The organism is Lysinibacillus sp. FSL K6-3209, from assembly GCF_037976175.1.
GTDB classification, from domain to species: Bacteria; Bacillota; Bacilli; order Bacillales_A; family Planococcaceae; genus Lysinibacillus; species Lysinibacillus sphaericus_D.
The window spans coordinates 1,804,465-1,822,921 of sequence record NZ_CP150264.1 but is presented as its reverse complement, the minus strand read 5'-3'; the positions used below and the strand labels follow the sequence as shown (position 1 = coordinate 1,822,921).

20 protein-coding genes are annotated in these 18,457 nt (G+C 33.7%); 5 read left to right on the top strand and 15 right to left on the bottom strand.

From position 1 onward, the window contains the following. Window positions 1-10: 10 nt before the first annotated feature. The 6 genes from MHH88_RS08680 to MHH88_RS08655 form a co-directional block, all read right to left on the bottom strand. On the bottom strand, window positions 11-664 hold the full coding sequence (locus MHH88_RS08680; RefSeq protein ID WP_339262453.1) for an HAD family hydrolase: 654 nt from the start codon (window positions 662-664) through the stop codon (window positions 11-13). Between the two features lie 62 nt (window positions 665-726). Continuing rightward, complete coding sequence (locus MHH88_RS08675; protein WP_339262452.1) at window positions 727-1,929, bottom strand: nucleotidyltransferase family protein; 1,203 nt, start codon at window positions 1,927-1,929, stop codon at window positions 727-729. A 233-nt stretch (window positions 1,930-2,162) separates the two neighbouring features. Further along, window positions 2,163-3,353, bottom strand: coding sequence for an MFS transporter (locus MHH88_RS08670; protein ID WP_339262451.1), 1,191 nt, complete (start codon window positions 3,351-3,353; stop codon window positions 2,163-2,165). Between the two features lie 43 nt (window positions 3,354-3,396). Further along, the gene (locus MHH88_RS08665; RefSeq protein ID WP_339262450.1) at window positions 3,397-4,563 is read right to left on the bottom strand and encodes a DegT/DnrJ/EryC1/StrS family aminotransferase; all 1,167 of its coding nucleotides are present in this window, start codon (window positions 4,561-4,563) and stop codon (window positions 3,397-3,399) included. Between the two features lie 34 nt (window positions 4,564-4,597). Then, a complete protein-coding gene (gene aroA / locus MHH88_RS08660; RefSeq protein ID WP_103976967.1) occupies window positions 4,598-5,959 on the bottom strand; it encodes a 3-phosphoshikimate 1-carboxyvinyltransferase in 1,362 nt (453 codons plus the stop codon). A 1,004-nt stretch (window positions 5,960-6,963) separates the two neighbouring features. Further along, window positions 6,964-7,497 carry a hypothetical protein gene (locus tag MHH88_RS08655; RefSeq protein ID WP_103976969.1) on the bottom strand — a complete coding sequence of 178 codons (534 nt, stop codon included), beginning with the start codon at window positions 7,495-7,497 and terminating at the stop codon, window positions 6,964-6,966. A 279-nt stretch (window positions 7,498-7,776) separates the two neighbouring features. On the opposite strand from MHH88_RS08655, the gene MHH88_RS08650 reads away from it, so the two are divergent. Together MHH88_RS08650 and MHH88_RS08645 are read left to right on the top strand one after the other, a co-directional pair. Then, window positions 7,777-8,265: a flavin reductase family protein gene (locus MHH88_RS08650; protein WP_025219215.1), complete on the top strand. Its 489-nt coding sequence runs from the start codon at window positions 7,777-7,779 to the stop codon at window positions 8,263-8,265. A 110-nt stretch (window positions 8,266-8,375) separates the two neighbouring features. Continuing rightward, complete coding sequence (locus MHH88_RS08645; protein WP_339262448.1) at window positions 8,376-8,792, top strand: hypothetical protein; 417 nt, start codon at window positions 8,376-8,378, stop codon at window positions 8,790-8,792. Window positions 8,793-8,902: 110 nt separating this feature from the next. Here MHH88_RS08645 and MHH88_RS08640 read toward each other — a convergent pair whose 3' ends face one another. From MHH88_RS08640 to MHH88_RS08630, 3 genes are all read right to left on the bottom strand, one after another. Next, a complete protein-coding gene (locus MHH88_RS08640) occupies window positions 8,903-9,058 on the bottom strand; it encodes a YezD family protein (protein WP_080653350.1) in 156 nt (51 codons plus the stop codon). A 386-nt stretch (window positions 9,059-9,444) separates the two neighbouring features. After that, window positions 9,445-10,119 (bottom strand): phosphopantothenoylcysteine decarboxylase, encoded by a 675-nt coding sequence (locus MHH88_RS08635; protein WP_107894136.1) that lies wholly within the window; start codon window positions 10,117-10,119, stop codon window positions 9,445-9,447. 90 nt (window positions 10,120-10,209) lie between these two features. Next, window positions 10,210-11,076, bottom strand: coding sequence for a LysR family transcriptional regulator (locus MHH88_RS08630; protein WP_069511442.1), 867 nt, complete (start codon window positions 11,074-11,076; stop codon window positions 10,210-10,212). 131 nt (window positions 11,077-11,207) lie between these two features. Between MHH88_RS08630 and MHH88_RS08625 the strand changes: the two genes are divergently transcribed. Further along, window positions 11,208-12,107, top strand: coding sequence for a DMT family transporter (locus MHH88_RS08625; protein ID WP_339262445.1), 900 nt, complete (start codon window positions 11,208-11,210; stop codon window positions 12,105-12,107). 118 nt (window positions 12,108-12,225) lie between these two features. Here the strand turns inward: MHH88_RS08625 and MHH88_RS08620 are convergent, their stop codons facing one another. Both MHH88_RS08620 and MHH88_RS08615 read right to left on the bottom strand, forming a co-directional pair. Continuing rightward, window positions 12,226-12,735 carry a general stress protein gene (locus tag MHH88_RS08620; protein WP_339262443.1) on the bottom strand — a complete coding sequence of 170 codons (510 nt, stop codon included), beginning with the start codon at window positions 12,733-12,735 and terminating at the stop codon, window positions 12,226-12,228. Window positions 12,736-12,933: 198 nt separating this feature from the next. Beyond that, the gene (locus tag MHH88_RS08615) at window positions 12,934-13,383 is read right to left on the bottom strand and encodes a DNA starvation/stationary phase protection protein (RefSeq protein ID WP_069511448.1); all 450 of its coding nucleotides are present in this window, start codon (window positions 13,381-13,383) and stop codon (window positions 12,934-12,936) included. Window positions 13,384-13,658: 275 nt separating this feature from the next. Between MHH88_RS08615 and MHH88_RS08610 the strand changes: the two genes are divergently transcribed. Beyond that, the gene (locus MHH88_RS08610) at window positions 13,659-14,186 is read left to right on the top strand and encodes a GNAT family protein (protein WP_339262441.1); all 528 of its coding nucleotides are present in this window, start codon (window positions 13,659-13,661) and stop codon (window positions 14,184-14,186) included. A gap of 181 nt (window positions 14,187-14,367) precedes the next feature. Here the strand turns inward: MHH88_RS08610 and MHH88_RS08605 are convergent, their stop codons facing one another. From MHH88_RS08605 to MHH88_RS08590, 4 genes are all read right to left on the bottom strand, one after another. Continuing rightward, entirely contained in the window at window positions 14,368-14,712 is a 345-nt protein-coding gene (locus tag MHH88_RS08605) for an IS3 family transposase (protein WP_339262439.1), read from the bottom strand. Window positions 14,713-14,735: 23 nt separating this feature from the next. Beyond that, window positions 14,736-15,059, bottom strand: a complete 324-nt coding sequence (locus tag MHH88_RS08600) for a helix-turn-helix domain-containing protein (RefSeq protein WP_339262437.1) — start codon at window positions 15,057-15,059, stop codon at window positions 14,736-14,738. A gap of 125 nt (window positions 15,060-15,184) precedes the next feature. Next, window positions 15,185-15,709 carry a general stress protein gene (locus MHH88_RS08595; RefSeq protein WP_069511456.1) on the bottom strand — a complete coding sequence of 175 codons (525 nt, stop codon included), beginning with the start codon at window positions 15,707-15,709 and terminating at the stop codon, window positions 15,185-15,187. A gap of 90 nt (window positions 15,710-15,799) precedes the next feature. After that, window positions 15,800-16,240: a DNA starvation/stationary phase protection protein gene (locus MHH88_RS08590; RefSeq protein WP_339262435.1), complete on the bottom strand. Its 441-nt coding sequence runs from the start codon at window positions 16,238-16,240 to the stop codon at window positions 15,800-15,802. Between the two features lie 229 nt (window positions 16,241-16,469). Between MHH88_RS08590 and pepF the strand changes: the two genes are divergently transcribed. Then, window positions 16,470-18,275: an oligoendopeptidase F gene (gene pepF / locus MHH88_RS08585; protein WP_339262434.1), complete on the top strand. Its 1,806-nt coding sequence runs from the start codon at window positions 16,470-16,472 to the stop codon at window positions 18,273-18,275. Window positions 18,276-18,457 lie beyond the last annotated feature (182 nt).

Below are 18,457 nucleotides of genomic sequence, written 5' to 3'. Positions count from 1 at the left end.
CTTATTCACCTTAACATTTAAATAGCTCTAATGGGGTACTACAAATGTATTTAGGCTTTAATTGTTGAACTTGTCCCATACTTTTTTTCCATGTTACTAAAACACTATCAATCTTTGCAGCGTTTGAAGAATAGACATCATAAGCACTATCTCCAATAAATAATGTCTTTGATGGTGAAACATCAAATTTCTTAATAATCTGAAATATACCTTGAGGATCAGGCTTTGGATACTCTACTTTGTCCGATGTAAGTATATAATCAAAATAATGATCAATTTCTAAATAGCTTAGTATCTTTTTAGCTCTTTGCCAATCCTTTCCTGTGTATATCGTAATGATTTTGTTTTCATTAGCTAAAAATTCAATAACTTTTAATGTATCCTGAAAAACTTTTATTTCGTTAATATTTTCATCAGAAATTTTCTTATATAATGTTATTAGTTCTAGTGGCAAATCTAATTTATTAAAAATATTTATTATAGAATCACCCATCATTGAAAAAAATAAATCAAAATCTGGATCTTTATCTACTATTCTATAACACTGTCCTATACACTTTTTCATTAAATCATGACTGTCTATAATAGTTCCGTCTAAATCAAAAATATACAAATCATATTTTTTTCCTAGCAAATAAGACCCTCCTACTAATACAGCTAACATATCAATACATATTTGATTCTATTTTCCTAATCTATTCAGTCCAGGTCCATTAACAATTAAAATTATTCATTTCTTTCTTTATACTTCTCACTAAAAATTTTATTTATTTCATCTAATTCATCTTCATAAATACCAAAGATTGTTCCAAGAAAAACTCCTAATGGTGTGCCAATTAAAAGATAATTATTTTCTTCCCATACTTCAAACTCTACTTTTAATAAACTATTTAAGTAGACCGTATTAATGATTCCTCCTGATTCAAATTTAATCCTAGGCTTAAATACCCTTTGCGATTTCAAAAAAAAGTCTATTATTTTATCATTCTCCAAAAGAGAATCTGCTATGCTTTCAAGTAAAATAAAAAAAATTAATTTTAATCTTCTTGGATGCTTAATAACATGTATCATATCGTGGTAAAAAAACCTGTAAATATTCCTTTTTCTTTCCCAAGATGACAGGTTACGAATTTTACTTTTATTATTAAATGACTCTAATTTTAAATATAAAGTTTTCAAATCTTTATAATCTTTTTTTAGATGTAATCTTTTTATATGATACCTAAACAAATTCCAATCTATATTTGTATTTAACAAATACCTATAATCTATGAAATCCCTTACTCTTAATTTATGGTTTCCCCCAGCTTCAGCTACTAAAATTAACAAATTCATAGTATCAGAGGGCATGTAAAAATTTAAACCTTCAAATGAATAGTGTTGTTTTTGTTCCCAAAGATGCTTAAAATTTAACCAACTATAATAGCTTACAGGAAATCCACCACAGTTCAGTTCTATAAAATTTTTTATGTTATCATTTAATTCTTTATATACTTCAACTACTCCAAATATTTCATTCTCCCTTTGACATATAGCAGGAGTAAACTTATATTTATAACCCAACTCAAGTAATATTTTTAAAATATCACAAAATTCATCGAACTCTTTAACTACAATATCAAGATCATGAAATTGCCTTTTTATATTATTTGGGTAATATTTTTGTATTGAAATACCTTTTATTATTATAAATTTTCGTTCTTGTTTATTTAAAACTCTTATTACATTTTTTATTTCTTTTAAACGTAGCTCCCTCTTTTTTATTAAATATTTCCTATTTTCATTATCAAGATCCTTTATGTTATAGCTCGAATAAATTAATTGATCAATAAGTTTATTTTCTGAAATGCAATTAAAAGAAAACTTTTTGTTTAAGCCTGTTGTTTCATTAATGCACGCTTTATATAAATCTATTTTTTCCTTTAACATTACTCTCACCTATATTTAAAATTTAAAGTAAAAAGGAGAAAAAACGTTTCTCCTTTTTACTAAAACCCTTGCTCTCAAAACTACCAATCATTTTTTCGTTGGACGAATTCGAGTCAATTTACGAGTCGTTTTGATTAATGACATCCGCCTCACCTCCTTTAAAATTTTCAACCGATTAATATTAGGAAATATATAATTATACTTTGATATAAAAAATCGATGTGTTATGCAAATTAGTAAATTCTAACACTTATTTTTATATAAAGATTTACTAAAATTAAAAACAAACCAACGAGTAGAAAAATATACTTTACTTCAATATTGCTAGCAAGAAAACCTGATATTAAATATGCAATAGGTACCGTAACTTTCATTAACATAGAAGAAGTTCCTGTTACTCTCCCTAATAAATGTTCTGGTGTACTAGACTGTCTAAGCGTTAAATAGTTAATGCTAAAAATTGCTACGGCAAATTCAAATATAATGATACCTATACACAGAAAATACCAAGAATTAAAAATAAAAAGTATGAAAGGTGCTATTGTCGCCAATGTAATTGAATATTTAAATATTTCATTTTGTGTAAATAATTTTGCAATATATCCCGAAAATACAGATGCTATGACTCCTCCCAATGCTAAAACTGCTAGTATTAAACCTATGCTGCCTTTGTAAATTGATAAATCATTTAATAAATAGAAGATTAAAATTCCTCCAATTAATGAGGAAGCAAAATTAAAAGCCATAACTATCAACGTAATAGTCCAAAGTCTATTATTTTGAACTAAGGCTAGCCACCCTTCTTTTATATCCAATTTGAAAGATTTAGATTTTTTGATTGATTTAGCTTTAGGAATCTTCAAAGCTAAAACATTAATAAATAAAAATAAATAACCTAAGATAGGGATTAATAAGCTATTTTTAATCCCCAAATATACTATTAACATACCTGCTATCGAAGGACCTACGATATCAACTATAATACTCATAAAACTAATAGCAGCATTTGCTGATCGAAGGTGATCATTTGAAACAATAAACTTTAATGTCACATGATAAGAGTTTCTAAAAATATAGATACATAGATAAAATATAAAACCTAAAATATATACAATCATTACCGAATTGTTAATAAAATACATTATATTAATCAAAACCAATAGTTGAGTTAATATGGAGAAAATCATAATATTTTTTTTACTATACCTATCTATTATCACACCGATTAACATACCAAATAAAATAGTTGGGAGTATTTCAATTGCCTTCATCAGACTCATATAAACTGAAGATTTAGTTTTTTCATAAATATAGATTGGTAATACTAAGGAATATGTTCTTAAAGTAAGATTTGCAATTGTATTACCCAACCATAAATGCAAAAATTGTTTATTATTCCAAATAGAATCGCTTTTAACTACCATTATTCGGTATAATATCTCCCTTTATATTATATGAAATTCAAATTTAATGGCTTGAACTAACTTTTGAATCAGTATAAGTCTGGTAAATTAGGTCGATAAATTTATCAATGGTTTTTTGATCTGATAGTAAAAATGTATGTGGCAACCATAAAACCTTCGATGATATCAAATCAGAAGATTCATAATGAAGTTTTGAATAATCAATTTTATTTTGAATGAATTGGAATTGTTTGTTGTTTTTATATAAATTCTCAAACATTTTTGTCTTATAAAAAACTGGATAAGTAGTGCGTACCGGAAACCCAGCAGTATTCATTTTTTCTATAAATAGTTGTTTAGAATACCCATTAAAAGTATCTTCACAGAACTTGAACATATACATTGAATACCCTTGAATACTCGCATATTCTTTTCTACCTTGTGGGGATATACCAGGTAAGCCTTTTAACTTTTCATTCAAGTATTTTACAATATTAGATCTGATAGTTATGTCATTTTCTAATCTATTTATTTGCCCGATAAGTAAGGCTGCTTGTATCTCAGACATCCTATAATTTGAAGCAATACTTTTATGTTCATATGGATTTCCAAAAACAGTTCTACCACAATTAAAATAACTGTACGCTTTTTCATACAATTTTTTACTACTAGTTACTATCATGCCCCCTTCTCCCGCTGTCATTGTCTTTATTGCTTGAAAACTAAAAGTTCCTATATCCCCTATAGAACCTAATGCTTTATCTTTATAAAAACTTCCATGTGCATGAGCACAATCTTCAATAACAGCAATGCTATTTTCTTTTGCAATTTTCATTATTTCATCCATCTCGCAGGCATGACCGGCTATATGTACCACAATAAGTGCTTTTGTATGATTAGTAATTTTCTCATTTATTGATTTAGGATTAATACAATATGTTTCTCTATCAACTTCTATGGGAACTGGTAATGCATTCCTCATCAATACCGCACTTGCAGTAGCAATAAAAGTATAGGCGGGTATTAATACTTCATCTCCAAAACTAATATCTAAGGCGGCTAATGCAATTTCAAGTGCATGCGTTCCATTCGTTACAGCTAGAGAATATTTACTTTGATGCAAATTACTAAAAGCTTCTTCAAATTCAAAAAGATATTTCCCGTTACCTCTCCATAAATTTCCTGATTCTAGACACTCTAAAACTCTTTGTTTATCTTCATCTGTAATCATTGTTTTTATATTGTTCATGCATTTAATCCCTACTTTATTCAAAATTAATAATGCTTTCTTTCCCACATATATTTATTATCTCATCCCAAATTTTCGGATAAGAAGTACGAGCTACAGGTAGAATATTTTCAACTTTTGTAACTCCTTCCGCCACCAAACCAGCCATTATTAGACTATTGCCAGTTCTATGATCCCCATGGCTTGTACAAACATTTCCATTTAAATATTTAACTCCTTCAAAAATCATTCCATCTTCTGTTTTGTACACTATTGCTCCTAATTTAGAGAATTCTTCAACAATACTTTTGATTCGATTAGTCTTTTTATTCTTTAAATCTGTTGCTCCTTTGATAATTGTTACTCCTTCTGCTAATGAAGCAGCAAGCGCGAATCCCGGAAATTCATCAACCATACGCGGATACAAACTCTCTTCAATGATAACTCCTTTTAACTTAGATGAAGAAACCTTAATGTCACCCACAGGTTCATTAGACTCTTCTCTGTAGTTAAGAATTTTAATATTTGCCCCCATCTTTTCTAAAATATCAATTAATCCCGTTCGGGTTGGGTTAACTCCTACATTTTTAATTAATAAATCGCTATCTGGATGTACTAAACCTAAAACTATCCAATAAACTGCTACACTTATTTCATTTGGAATTTTAAAATCACAGGGTCTTAACGGAGAACTTAAAGGATTTATTTTAATACATTTCCCCTCGTTACTAACTTCTAGATTTTTTCCCATTATTGTTAGCATCCGTTCTGTATGATCTCTTGAAGCAAGCCGACTTTTAATAGTTGTTTTTCCCTTAGCTTTAAGAGCTGCTAAAATAAGAGCTGTTTTTACTTCACCACTAGGAAAATCATTACTATAGTCTATACCCTGCAAATCCTTACCTCTTATAGCTAATGGGGCTAGTGTATTATTTTGTTTTCCTAATATTTGAGCACCCATCATAGTCAAGGGCGATATAATTCTGTCCATAGGTCTATATATAGTTCTATTAGTTCCAGTAATTATAGTTAAAAAAGATTCTGGTGCTACTAAACCACTTAAAAATCTCATAGTAGTAGCTGAAGTACCTACATTTAAAATATCATTACTTTCTTTCAGTGATTTCCCCCCTAATCCTTCAATGATTATTTTTTCTTTGTCTTTATGTACTTTGACACCTAATTGTTTCAAACATTCTAAAGTATTAATAGTATCTTTTCCGTCTAAATAATTGTAAATATAAGAGTCTCCATCAGCTAGTGTCGCTAGAAATGCTGCTCTATGCGATATTGACTTATCAGGAGCAATGTTCACACTCCCCCTTATTTTTCGAGGAGAACGTAGAGTGACACTATTCGCTTTATACAATTTCTCTAAAGTATTTTGATTGTCAATCATAAATGATTATCCCCTTTCATCAAATGGTTTATAAACAGAATTTTCAGTTTTTAATTGATGTTATTTAGCTATAAATGAAATGTTTATAAATTGAGTAGTCTTCAGAAAATCGTTTATAGCAATAGTAAAATTACGGGGCATTAAGATAATTAAAGTCAGTAAAGAAATAAATAATGGTTCTATAATGATTGAATACTTTTGAAATCAATAGTTCAGTAACTCAGACACTTTTGATAAGTAAACGAAATTCATTATTCCGAAAATTTAAAAAATATTAATTGTTGCGCAAATTCTATCACATCACATTAAAACAGTCAACATTTTTTGATAACAATATTTTATATGCTATCCTTATTATTCTCTTAAGAGCCACTAGTAAAATAGTAAACTACATTTTGGAACTGAATCCATCTATCGTTGGAAACAGGCATCTACAGCTGCAAATTCGCGTCAAACAACAGAGAGACGTATTGAAGGACTTTATTGTGCCCATAAATTTCGCTATGGCTACCGAAAAATTACAGCTCTATTACGTCAAGAAATGCGGGTCAATCATAAAGTCGTCCATATCATTCCAAAATATGGTTGGCAATGTCACGTGAAAATGAAAAAACGGAAATGAACAGGACAACCTTACGCTACCGCAGCGAATTTATTGAATCGTAATTTTGAAGCAACCGCATATCAAAAGACATTACCATGAGCATGTCCCGTAACGCCGCTGATAATGCCACCAGTTCAATACCGACAACTGTGTTGGTTGATCTTTTTGTTCACTGTCTTATATACAGGGGTCAGTCCCCGCAATCAATCTAACACTTTTAACATGGTCATTGCTGTTTGCTACGGCGGTGCATTCCACGGTCTATTCTTATTTGAAATGAAAAAAGACTGTAGAACCGATTTTTATCGGTTCTACTTTATAAATTATATTAATATCAATACTTTATTTTTAATCTTAACTACTTTTCTCTCTTGTCATAATCCCATGCTTTTAAATTGATTTATATACGGATTTTTAATTTTTGAATTTTTTCAATTTGGTAGCTGTATCCAGTCAAATCAAGTTCTTTTACAAGAACATTAAAAAAGACTTCAGCACGATTCAAAAAGATTCCTAATAACATTTTTTGTTCAAATTCTAACACATGATCGTCGTTATCAAATAAAAATTGTATTTTTTTATTTTTTAATTGCTTTAATTGAATTCTAACTGGTTGATCGGGAAAATAACATTTCCCAATTCCTTCTTCTAAGTATTCTTCAATAACATTTAAAATATATGCCCATAGCTCCGGAAGATAATCCCAATATCGAACACCTAAAATCTCTTTATTATATTTTTTAATAGATAACCCCCCATCAAGTGTAAGAAGGCCGTCTTCTATATATTTACTCCGATTATTATTGATAAAAGAAACAAATTCATCCCAGTTATCATCTATGCTTATCGTGTACTTATCAGGATTATTTACCGCATCTTCCAAATCGTTTATAGTTCTTTTTACAATAAATTCGTTAATTGTTACGATTCCCATTATATAATTACCTCACATTCATTCATTTAATCTGTCCCTTTAATATCTCCATCTAGCACTATAACTGCTACTGAAACTATTGACTAAAATAGAATAACGTAGAAGCCCGGATACCCCATCAGCATTAAAAAATCCTTTCAATTGGTTTTTTAAATTAATTGAAATTAACGACCTTTACAGTTGCTAGATTATTTTGTAGGCTTATCCATAATAGAACGAAGAAAATGCTACAAGAACAAACAAACGGATTTCTCCATAACATAACAAGAGGTGATGTGTATGACGGACAAAGTAACTGCATTTAAACAGGCATTAGGGAATTATCCAACAGGTGTCACAGTTGTTACAGCTTGCAATAATCTAAATGAACCGATTGGCTTAACGGTCAATTCCTTTGCATCGGTTTCCATAGATCCGCTTCTCATTCTATGGTCATTGGACAAAAAATCACAACTACATCCATTTTTTAGTACTACGGAAAAATTTGCGGTCAATATTTTAGCGCATGAGCAAACACATTTATGTACGGTATTTTCAAGTAAAATCGCTGACAGATTTGCGCAAGTTCATTGGTCTACTTCAGCACACGGCTTACCTATTTTGCATGATACGTTAGCTACGCTACAATGCGAAACATATAATAAAATTGATGCAGGTGACCATACGATTTTCATCGGGCAAGTTTTACAAATTGATAATAGACAGAAAGAACCTTTGCTCTATCACCGTAGACATCTTGGACAAATTCCAACGAGCTTTTACGAATAATCTGGTTTAAGTAGGTATTTCAAATTTCCCCTTTGAGATACCTTTTTTTAACGTTTTAAAATCACAGCTCATCGCATTATTACTATTGGAAAAGGAGTGAAACAAATATCATGCCCTATTATAGAAATGTCCTTGTCCTTTTATTAGTTGTTTTCATTATTGTAGGATGTACAAGCTTAGAAAGGCAAAAAATTGAAGTTCAAAAAATGGCAGAAGACGGAGCTTATGAAGATTTCAAGGAAATTACCCATTCCAAAGAGGTAAAAGCGGTTAAACAAATACTACATCATGCTGACTGGGAGAAACGAAAAGTCGATATGGCAAGATTGCCAGACTATGAGTTTATATTTCAATTTGTTAATTCCAATACCAACGCTAAAGCCATCACTTATGCCGTTTGGATTGCTCCAAACAAAAACACACTAGAAGTCGTGCAAGGTGAACAGCAGTATGTTCATTTGAACGAAAAGGATTCTAGCACTTTGTTCGAAGCATTAACAGATAGTAAACTAGTAGATATCAAATAAAGAAACATTTATTGAGTTCGTTAGCGGTTTTTAGTGTAAGACTACCTATGTGGCGTCAAAGGGCGCTTTTAAGGTAGTCTTTTGTTAATTATTCCCATTCTAATAACACTTTACTTTTTCTGTGGAAATCTTTGCTTTTCAAGTCGATTAATTTGTACAATCACACCATCTTGAATGGTAATTTGCACTTCACCAAATTCTAAATTTTGAATGGCCTTCGCAATCACTTCTAATTTTTTATCATCAATCTTAGACAGTTGAGACATACGATACACCCCTTCTTTTTTCACTTTTTGTATAGAAACATTCAAACATCAAGATGATTGGTTTGTTCTCTTATCTCTAAAAATTGCACTGAATTTTGCCAAAGAGCGTTTGAACATCTCCCCTAGCATCAGTACTACGTTTCTTGGAAATAATTCTATAATTCAGAAAACCTATTGTCAATATAAATATTACAAAACCTAGCTGAATACTTTGTAATTAAGTAAAAAGTTTCATTTTTCCCTTACAATTCCATATTTTTAATAACTTATTTCATCAATAGTGTTAGTGGCAAGTGGTAAATAGTCTTTACTTTATACATATTTTGGAACGGAATGATGTATGACAACAAAAAAGCTGTGCAGAATGTTTTCTACACAGCTTGTGGTTATACGTTTTGTAAGTAATTCATCAATACTTTTGCCGTTTCTTGTTTGCCAATTACTTTGATGGGATCACCTTGTGCAGGTACAATCCAATGAGGCTCTTGACCACCGTACAGCGATTGCGAGCTATTGGCAACCATACATTGTGCGTTCGCCGTTTCCATACGAAGACGTGCACGCGATAGTAAGAACTGTTCATCCTCTGTTGCCTCTAGCTTAAAGCCTACTAACGTGACATTTGGTTGCCAGCCCTTTATTTGTCCTAACACTTTTGGTGCTTTTTTAAAGTGAATAATAGGAGGCTCGTCCGATGGCATTTTGCCCGCACCTTCCATGAGATTGCCCGATTGATCGTAAACTTTATCAATTACCCAATCAGAGCCGGCCGCTGCCATGATTACAATATCTACTTGTTCTTCCTGTACCGCATGGCGCACCTTGTCACCTAAATCTTCAATACCCTCAAAACGTACAGTACGCATTTTATCTTGGTTAACCGGAAGTTGTGCAAAATAGCCATGCATATAGATAACATCTGCCCCAGCTTCTAATGCTGCTTCAGCCAAATAGCAGCCCATCGTGCCCTTCGATAAATTCGTATGCCCGCGCACACGATCCCATTTTTCAAGTGTTCCCCCACTTGTAATGAGTACGGTTTTTCCTTGTAATGTCCCCACTCACACTCACCTTTTCTTTTCAAACTATCATGAATTAATAAGCATTCTTCATGTTCTATTTTAACGTAAAAAGATAAAATAACCTATTTCTTATTTTTCTTTCAACCATGCACTTAAAATTTCCGCAAATTTTTTCGTCACTGGTGAGGCTTGGTGTTTCATTGCAAGCCCAATTGTTCGATAACCACCTTGTTTTAACGGGATGGCCTTTAATGAAGACGGCAAACGATTAATAACTAAGCGAGGTAAAATACTAATTCCTAAATGATGTGAAATCATTGAAATAATCCCTACTTCCTCTGACAGCTCAAAGCGGATATTTGGTTTCACATGATACTGCTCTAAAAGGACTTTTACATCATTGGTACCTCGATACGATGTCATAATAAAGGGCATATCCTCTAATTCAGCAATATCAATTTCTGCTCGATTATAGAGAGAGCTTTGATTGGAAACGATACATAAAAGGGGGTCTTGTACTAACTCGATAAATTGGAATTGTTCCGATTTTTGACCATTTAAAAATCCAGCATCCACTACACCACTTTGCAACCACTGTTCGATTTCATAATAATCCCCTTCGCGCAATTCTACTTGTATGCCAGGAAACTGATTGTCCATAATACGAATAATTTCTGGCATCCAATTGGATGAAATACTAGAAATAACACCGATTCGCAATTTCCCTCGGGTCACACCAAGAATATGTGCCGCTTCTTGCTGTAATAATTCATTTGCATCGAGAACTTGACGCATCGCACGCAGCATCGTTTGTCCCTCACTCGTTAAGGTTACACCTGTTCGACTTCGATGGATTAGTGCAAATCCACATTCTTTCTCTAAGCTTGAAACAGCATGACTAACAGCCGATTGGGTTAATCCAAGTGCCTCCGCTGCTTTTGTAAAGCTCGATACTTCAGCAACTTTATTCAAAATCTCGTATTTGACTAAACTCATTCACTTTCCCTCTTATACATGAATTTTTTTAATATTAATCATTATAAACATTCGTTTTACTAATCACAATACAAGATATATAGTAAATTTTAGTATAAAACTGTTTTAGTACACAGATTGAAGGTGGCATAATGAGTAATCAAGGAAAAGCAAATTTACTAATGGTAATTGTAACAATGTTTTGGGGATTGTCTTATACGTTTATGGTAATGGGGCTTGAAACATTGGCTGTTTATAATGTGGTAGCATTGCGTTGTATTATCGCATTTTTTGCAGCAGGCATAGTCTTTTATAAACGCATGATCAAAGTCGATTTCAAAACATTAAAATACGCAGCTATTCAAGGTTTGCTTTTATTCATTGTGTTTGCACTTAGCTTATTCGGACTGGAGACTACTTCTGTTTCCAACGCAGGATTTATTTTAAGTCTAACAGTTGTGCTAGTGCCTATATTCAGTAGCTTTATCGACAAAAAATTGCCTTCAAAAGCTGTTAGTTTTGCGATTGTTAGCACAATGATTGGTATTACTGTATTAACTGTACAACATTCTTTTACGTTCCAAACCGGCGATATTTTAGTCGCTATTGCTGCGTTAAGCTATTCAATTTATCTGCTGTTAAACGGTAGATTTACGCGCAACGTAGAGTCGATTTCATACGGCATCTATCAACTCGGTTTCGCTGGCTTGTATGCACTTGTTTTAACGCTACTTTTTGAAACACCAACACTCCCAAATTCCACTACTTCATGGATTGCCATTTTAGGGCTAGGTATTATTTGTAGCGCATTTTGCTTTGTTGGCCAAACTGTTGCACAACAGTATACATCTGCTACACATACAGGGCTTATCTTTTCATTGGAGCCTATTTTTGCCGCGATGTTTGCCATGATGTTTATCGGGGAGGGACTTACGGTTAAATTAATGATTGGCGGTAGCTTTATTTTAATCGGCAATCTTGTTGCTCAATTGGAACATCTTCACAGTTTACGCTTTGTAAGAAAACATGAACAGGAAAAAGTGATGCATTAATAAATACGAAAAGAGTGAGATTGACCATAACCAATCCCACTCTTTTCTACTATTTGCTTCTATGCCCACTCAGTGAGCGCTTTCCGCAATAATAATCAATTACTAGTATTATAGTTAACTACAAATATCTTCTCATTTGTTCAGCATCATTCATACGCTCTTCAGCCTTTAAGCGTTCCTCACGTTGAGCTGGTGTCTCATCCCCAATCAATTCAGGTGGCGTTACACGTGTATCCAGCGCATCCAGTTGTGCGCGTTGTGATTTGGCGCCAAGTGTAGTTGATGTAGGATTGATGTTGTCATCATGTTCGGCATATAATACAATGGCCCCTTCTTCCACAAGCTGTGCGTAATATGCTGTCTGACCCTCTGTCAAATCAAAACGTTTTAATCCTTCTGTGACCGCTGTTTCGCCAGTAAACCATGATTTAATTTGGTCAAACCAATTTCCAGCTTCGTGGGTTTTCACATCAGCGTTCCATTTGACATCTTCCAAATCCCTAGCTTCTCTTGCAATAATATGGATTTCATCCGTGTGGTAACCTTCCATGCGCATACATTTTAAAATATGAAACATCTCTTCTCTCGTATGTGCAACTTCAATTTTTGGGTTTTGTTCATTCATCATGTTCAATTCCTCCTAATTTGTAAGGCTTACTATGTATGTACCCCGACACTTTAAGAAAAAACCCTTTTTATGCATCCTTTATATAACTGTAATAAATGTCATCTCAATTATTATTCTGTTGCCTATTTGTCATATTGCTTGTCCCCAAAAAATTAAAAAGCACTTGGAGCTTTAACTAAACTCCAAGTGCTCTGTATTTTAAGCGCTTTTTTTATCAAGAAAGGCTTTTAACATCCAAGTATGTTTTTCAAGGGATTGATACATCGCATTCAGCAAATCTTCTGTACGGTCATCCCCTTCTTCTGCAGCAAGCTGCATCGTATTATGGATAGCTTGCATTTGCTTTTCGAAGTCAGAAATCGTAGTTGCGACCATTTCATCTGCTGTCTCTTTTCCCGTTGCTTCTTCTACATAGGATAGTTCAAGGTATTCTTTTAAAGTAGCGACAGGCTCGCCACCTTTGGATAGAATACGTTCAGCCGTATCATCAAAATTTAATGTAACCTCATTGTATAATTCTTCAAATTTTGCATGGAGTGTAAAAAAGGCATTCCCGGTTACATACCAATGATAGTTATGTAGTTTCGTATACAGTACCGACCATGTTGCTACGAGTTTATTCAATTCCTTGTTTAAATCTTGTGGCATAATTACCCCTCCAAATTATTGTTATTTATATAATTCAGTATGCAATATACTGTCGAACCCTGTCAAGTAGACACCATAAATAAAATAAAAAAATAACAAAAAGGGTAAAAATCTTAATACGCTATGTACGATTAGCATCCAAATAAAAAGAACGCTACATTGAGTACTTGAAAAAGCATTCTTTATAGAATACAGTTCGTTAAAGCACTATGTCCTTAAATTATATATAATGAAATAAAAAACGTTGAATACATCTTGCCAAAAAAGGAGACCCTATGAATATTACATTAAGCCAATTGACATACGTTGATATGGAAAGTTTATATACATTCGAGCTTACTAATCGGGCTTATTTCGAAAAATTGGTACCTAGTCGTGGTGATGATTATTATGATTTTAATAATTTTAAAAAGCAAAATCTTATGCTAATAAATGAACAAGAGCAAGAACGATCTTATTTCTATTTAATCAAAAATGAACTTGGACAAATCGTTGGGCGCATCAATTTAACCGATATAGATAAAAAACAACAGTTAGGTTATATCGGTTATCGAGTTGGCTATGAACATAGCGGCAAGGGCATTGCTAATAAAGCGTTAAAGTTATTATTAACAATCGCGAGCAATAAAGGCATTCGACAAATTGCTGCGAAAACAACAACAAACAATATAGCCTCGCAAAAAGTATTAGAGAAAAATGGATTTATATACACTGGCACAAGTTCTGAAGAATTTGCAATGAATGGACAAAAATTAAATTTTATTTATTATAATTGGAGCGATTCGGAGGCAAGCCGTTCGTAACAATACGAATTTATTTAATCATAGTATCACTTAAAATAGAAACTACTTCAACGAAGGGTTATAGCCAAAATATAGTAGATAGACAAAAACCGAATGCAAATTGTAGGTACTACAAGCGTCCTTCATTTTAGCATTCGGTTTATTGATTTAGTTTATATATTTTTAGCAGTATTCCGCAATTCTATTCCTCATTTAACAGATCTCCAGCAGGATTTTTTAGAGTTGGGGTAGGCTGTGGTGCGTCCATTTGCATACTTTGTGATGGCGAAGCAGCAAGTTTCATCAATCGATAAATTCGTTTATGATTAAATTGTTTATTGTATTTATAGTTTAGATGGAGCTTCATTTTGCGATAGCCAAAGTTTGCTTGTCCCTTTTCATGTAGCGCGCTTATTTCTTTTAAAATTTCGTCATTTTCAAGCTGCCTTTTTGTTGGTACGCGCTGTATCCATTTATAGTAAGCAGAGCGTGCAATTCCTGCGCATTCGCATAGTAGCGAGATAGAGTAGTTGTCGTTGTGATGCAATGCTTGAATGGCTGTATATTTATTTACATAACTCTCCTCCCTTCGATTTCCTCTAGCTTTTTTAGCAAAGCATTTTCTGTACGTAGACGTTCATTTTCGCGTTCAAGACTTTTCATTTCTTCTTTAAATTGGTCTTCTATTGTACGCTCCTGTTCTTCTTTAGTTCGCCCGCGTTTATCTTGTAGCGATGCTTCGTCACCTGCTTCATATTTTTTAACCCATTGGTAAACTTGTTGGTACGATACTTGAAACCTCTCTGCAGTAAGTTGGTAGTTTTTATCGTGCTTTAAACAAAAGTAAACGATTTGAACTCGTTCCTCTAATGTCGTTTTTCTTCCCTTTGGCATCAGTTCGGCTATCCTTTCAGCAATTCCTTTTTTATACTATTATAATGGTTAGAACAATAAACGAGAACAGAATAGTAAAGCAATATATAGTAAAAACCCCCTTCTTTAACAGAAGAGGGTTTTACTTACGTATTGTCTTTATTCAATTGTTCCGCTTCTTCCAAACTTTCTTCTGCTCTTAACCGATGCTCTCTTTGCTCAGGCGTCTCGACATGATCAATCGTATCAATAAATGGTTCAGGCGCAGTAACGCGAGGTTCAAGTGGATTATGCCAATAGCGATTTTCCTCTTGATCAATCGCTATTGTTACTGGGGCATCTGTGTTTGCCTTCTCGCCAAACACAACAATAGCACCATGCTCTACAAGTTGTGCATAATAGGCCGTTTGCCCCTCACTTAAATGAAAACGTTTGACACCTTCTTTTACAGCAGATTCACCTGTAAACCATGATTTAAACTGATCGAGCCAATTGCCTGCCTCATGCGTGTGTACATCTGTTTCCCATTTAATGTCCGCAAACGGCGTAGCGTCCTTCGCAATAATATGAATATCATTCGTGTGAAAACCTCGGCTATGCATTTGTTTTAATATTTCTAGCATTTCCTCTTTCGAGTGTGCCACTTCAATATATGGATTTTGTTCATTCATGCAATATATGTCCTCCTATTTTTAATGGCCACTCCATACTTATTCGTATCAGAGGAACTGCCTTTACCGTTTTTTGTCTTCCTTTTAATGTTATTCGTTCAGGAATGCTTTTAACATCCATGCATGTTTTTCAAGGGACTGGTACATAGCGTTTAATAAGTCTTCCGTTCGGTCGTCGCCCTCTTCTGCCGCAAGCTCCATTGTTGTATTTAAAGCTTTCATCAACTTTTGGAAATCAGAAATTGTTGTAGCAACCATTTCTTCCGTTGTTTCTTTACCTGTTGCTTCTTCTATATAAGAAAGCTCCAGATGCTCTTTTAAAGTAGCTACTGGTTTGCCATCTTTGGATAGAATACGCTCTGCGATTTCATCTAAATTTAATGTTGTTTCATTATATAATTCTTCAAATTTTTCATGCAGTGTAAAAAAGGCACTGCCTGTTACATACCAATGGTAGTTATGCAATTTTGTATACAGTACAGAGTATGTTGCTACTAGCTTATTGAGTTGCTTGTTTAAATTTTGTGACATAATATCTCCTCCAATAATTCATACTAGCCTTTAGTATGCGTTGCTTTGTACTCTGGCTATACTTCATTTTTCCCTACTGACACAATTTCAAACATGTTCTGCTTCTTTTTTTAAAAAATTCATGATTTCGCTAGGCTACTAAAATCTTATTCTTCCCCCTGTAATTATTTCACTTTTCGAAATAGTTTCGTTATAATGGAATCACTTACGTTAAAAGGGGTGTTCTGACATGGAAGTATTACCATTACGGAAAGATGTTGCAGTGGAAGAAACGTGGAATTTACAGGATTTACTTGAAAATGACGCTGATTTTGAACCTGCATTAGCTCAGTTTGTAGAAGATGCAGTAAAATTCGAAAGCACCTATAAAGGGAGCATTACGGATGCACACAAGGTAATTGAGGTACTGACAGCCTTTGAAGCATTACAAGTAGGTATTATCCCTCTTGGAACCTATGCGAGCTTAAATATACAGGCTGATCGTACGGATGACGTTGCACAAATGCGCGCAGCAAAATTTAGCACGGCAATTGGAAAAATTAGCAGTTCCATCGCATTCGTGAATAGCGAATTGCTTGCATTAGACGAAACCATTTTAGAGCAAGCTGCAGCGTTAAGTCCCCTATATAAGCGCTATATCACACAACTATTAAAGCAAAAGCCTCATCAACTACATCCTGAAGTAGAAAAAACGCTTGCTGCTTTGCGTTCGACATTCGACGCACCTTATGAAATTTACAACACGACAAAGCTCGTGGATATGCATTTCGGGGAGTTTGAGGCAAATGGCAAAAATCATCCGCTTAGCTATGTGTTATTCGAAAATGATTGGGAACTTGAAAGCGATCCAACGATTCGTCGAGCGGCATTCAATGCCTTTTCTAACAAGCTTCGTGAGTATCAACATACTACGGCTAAAGTATATAACACGCATATCCAGCAAGAGAAAACAATAGCTGATTTACGGGGCTTCGACTCTGTCATTGATTTTTTACTGTTTGACCAAGATGTCGATCGTTCACTTTATAATCGTCAAATTGACCTTATTACAAAAGAGCTTGCTCCACATATGCGTCGTTATGCCAAGCTTGTACAAAAAGCGCATGGCTTAGATAAAATGACGTTTGCTGATTTAAAAATAGCGCTCGATCCAAGCTATGATCCAAAATTAACAATGGCAGAAGCAAAAGATTATGTTGAAAAATCATTAGCTGTGATGGGTAAAGATTATGAGGAAATGATTGAAAGAGCGTTCAACGAGCGCTGGATTGATTATGCACCAAATAAAGGAAAATCTACAGGCGCATTTTGCTCAAGTCCTTACGGTAGCCATCCATACATTTTAATGTCATGGAATGAGCGAATGAACGAGGTTTTCACACTAATCCATGAGCTTGGTCACGCTGGTCATTTTGTTAATGCACATGCCCATCAATCATATTTAAATAATCGCCCTTCCCTCTACTTTATTGAGGCGCCATCTACAATGAATGAGATGCTACTAGCAAACTATTTATTGACACATAATGATGATAAACGCTTTAAACGTTGGGTTATATCAAACATCGTATCGAAAACATATTATCATAACTTCGTCACACATTTACTAGAGGCAGCATACCAACGTAAAGTATATGAACTAGTAGACGCTGGCGAATCAGTGAATGCTACAGTATTGAATCAATTAAAACGTACTGTTTTAGAAGATTTCTGGGGCGATACTGTCCATATTTCAGAAGGCGCAGAATTGACTTGGATGCGTCAGCCTCATTACTATATGGGCTTGTATCCATACACATATAGTGCTGGTTTAACGATTTCTACACAAGTATCGCAACGTATTTTAAAAGAAGGTAGTCAGGCTGTAGACGAATGGTTAAAAGTACTGCAAGCAGGTGGTACGAAATCGCCTGTAGAACTTGCCCAAATGGCAGGTGTTGATGTCACGACAGATCAACCGCTGCGAGAAACAATTGCTTACATTGGTCATTTAATTGACGAGCTTGAAAGACTAACAGCAGAGATTGAAGTCTAATAGTATTACCATCTACGCTCGATTCAAGTGCGTAGATGGTTTTCTTTTTTTAGTTCTAAGCTAGAAAATACATACATATAATAGAATTAGGGCGTCCCTCTAATTTTTTGATATTTCAAAATAGATAATCATTTTTCTTCATACAAAAGTACCGTTATTATTAAGTGTACGCAATTTATTTA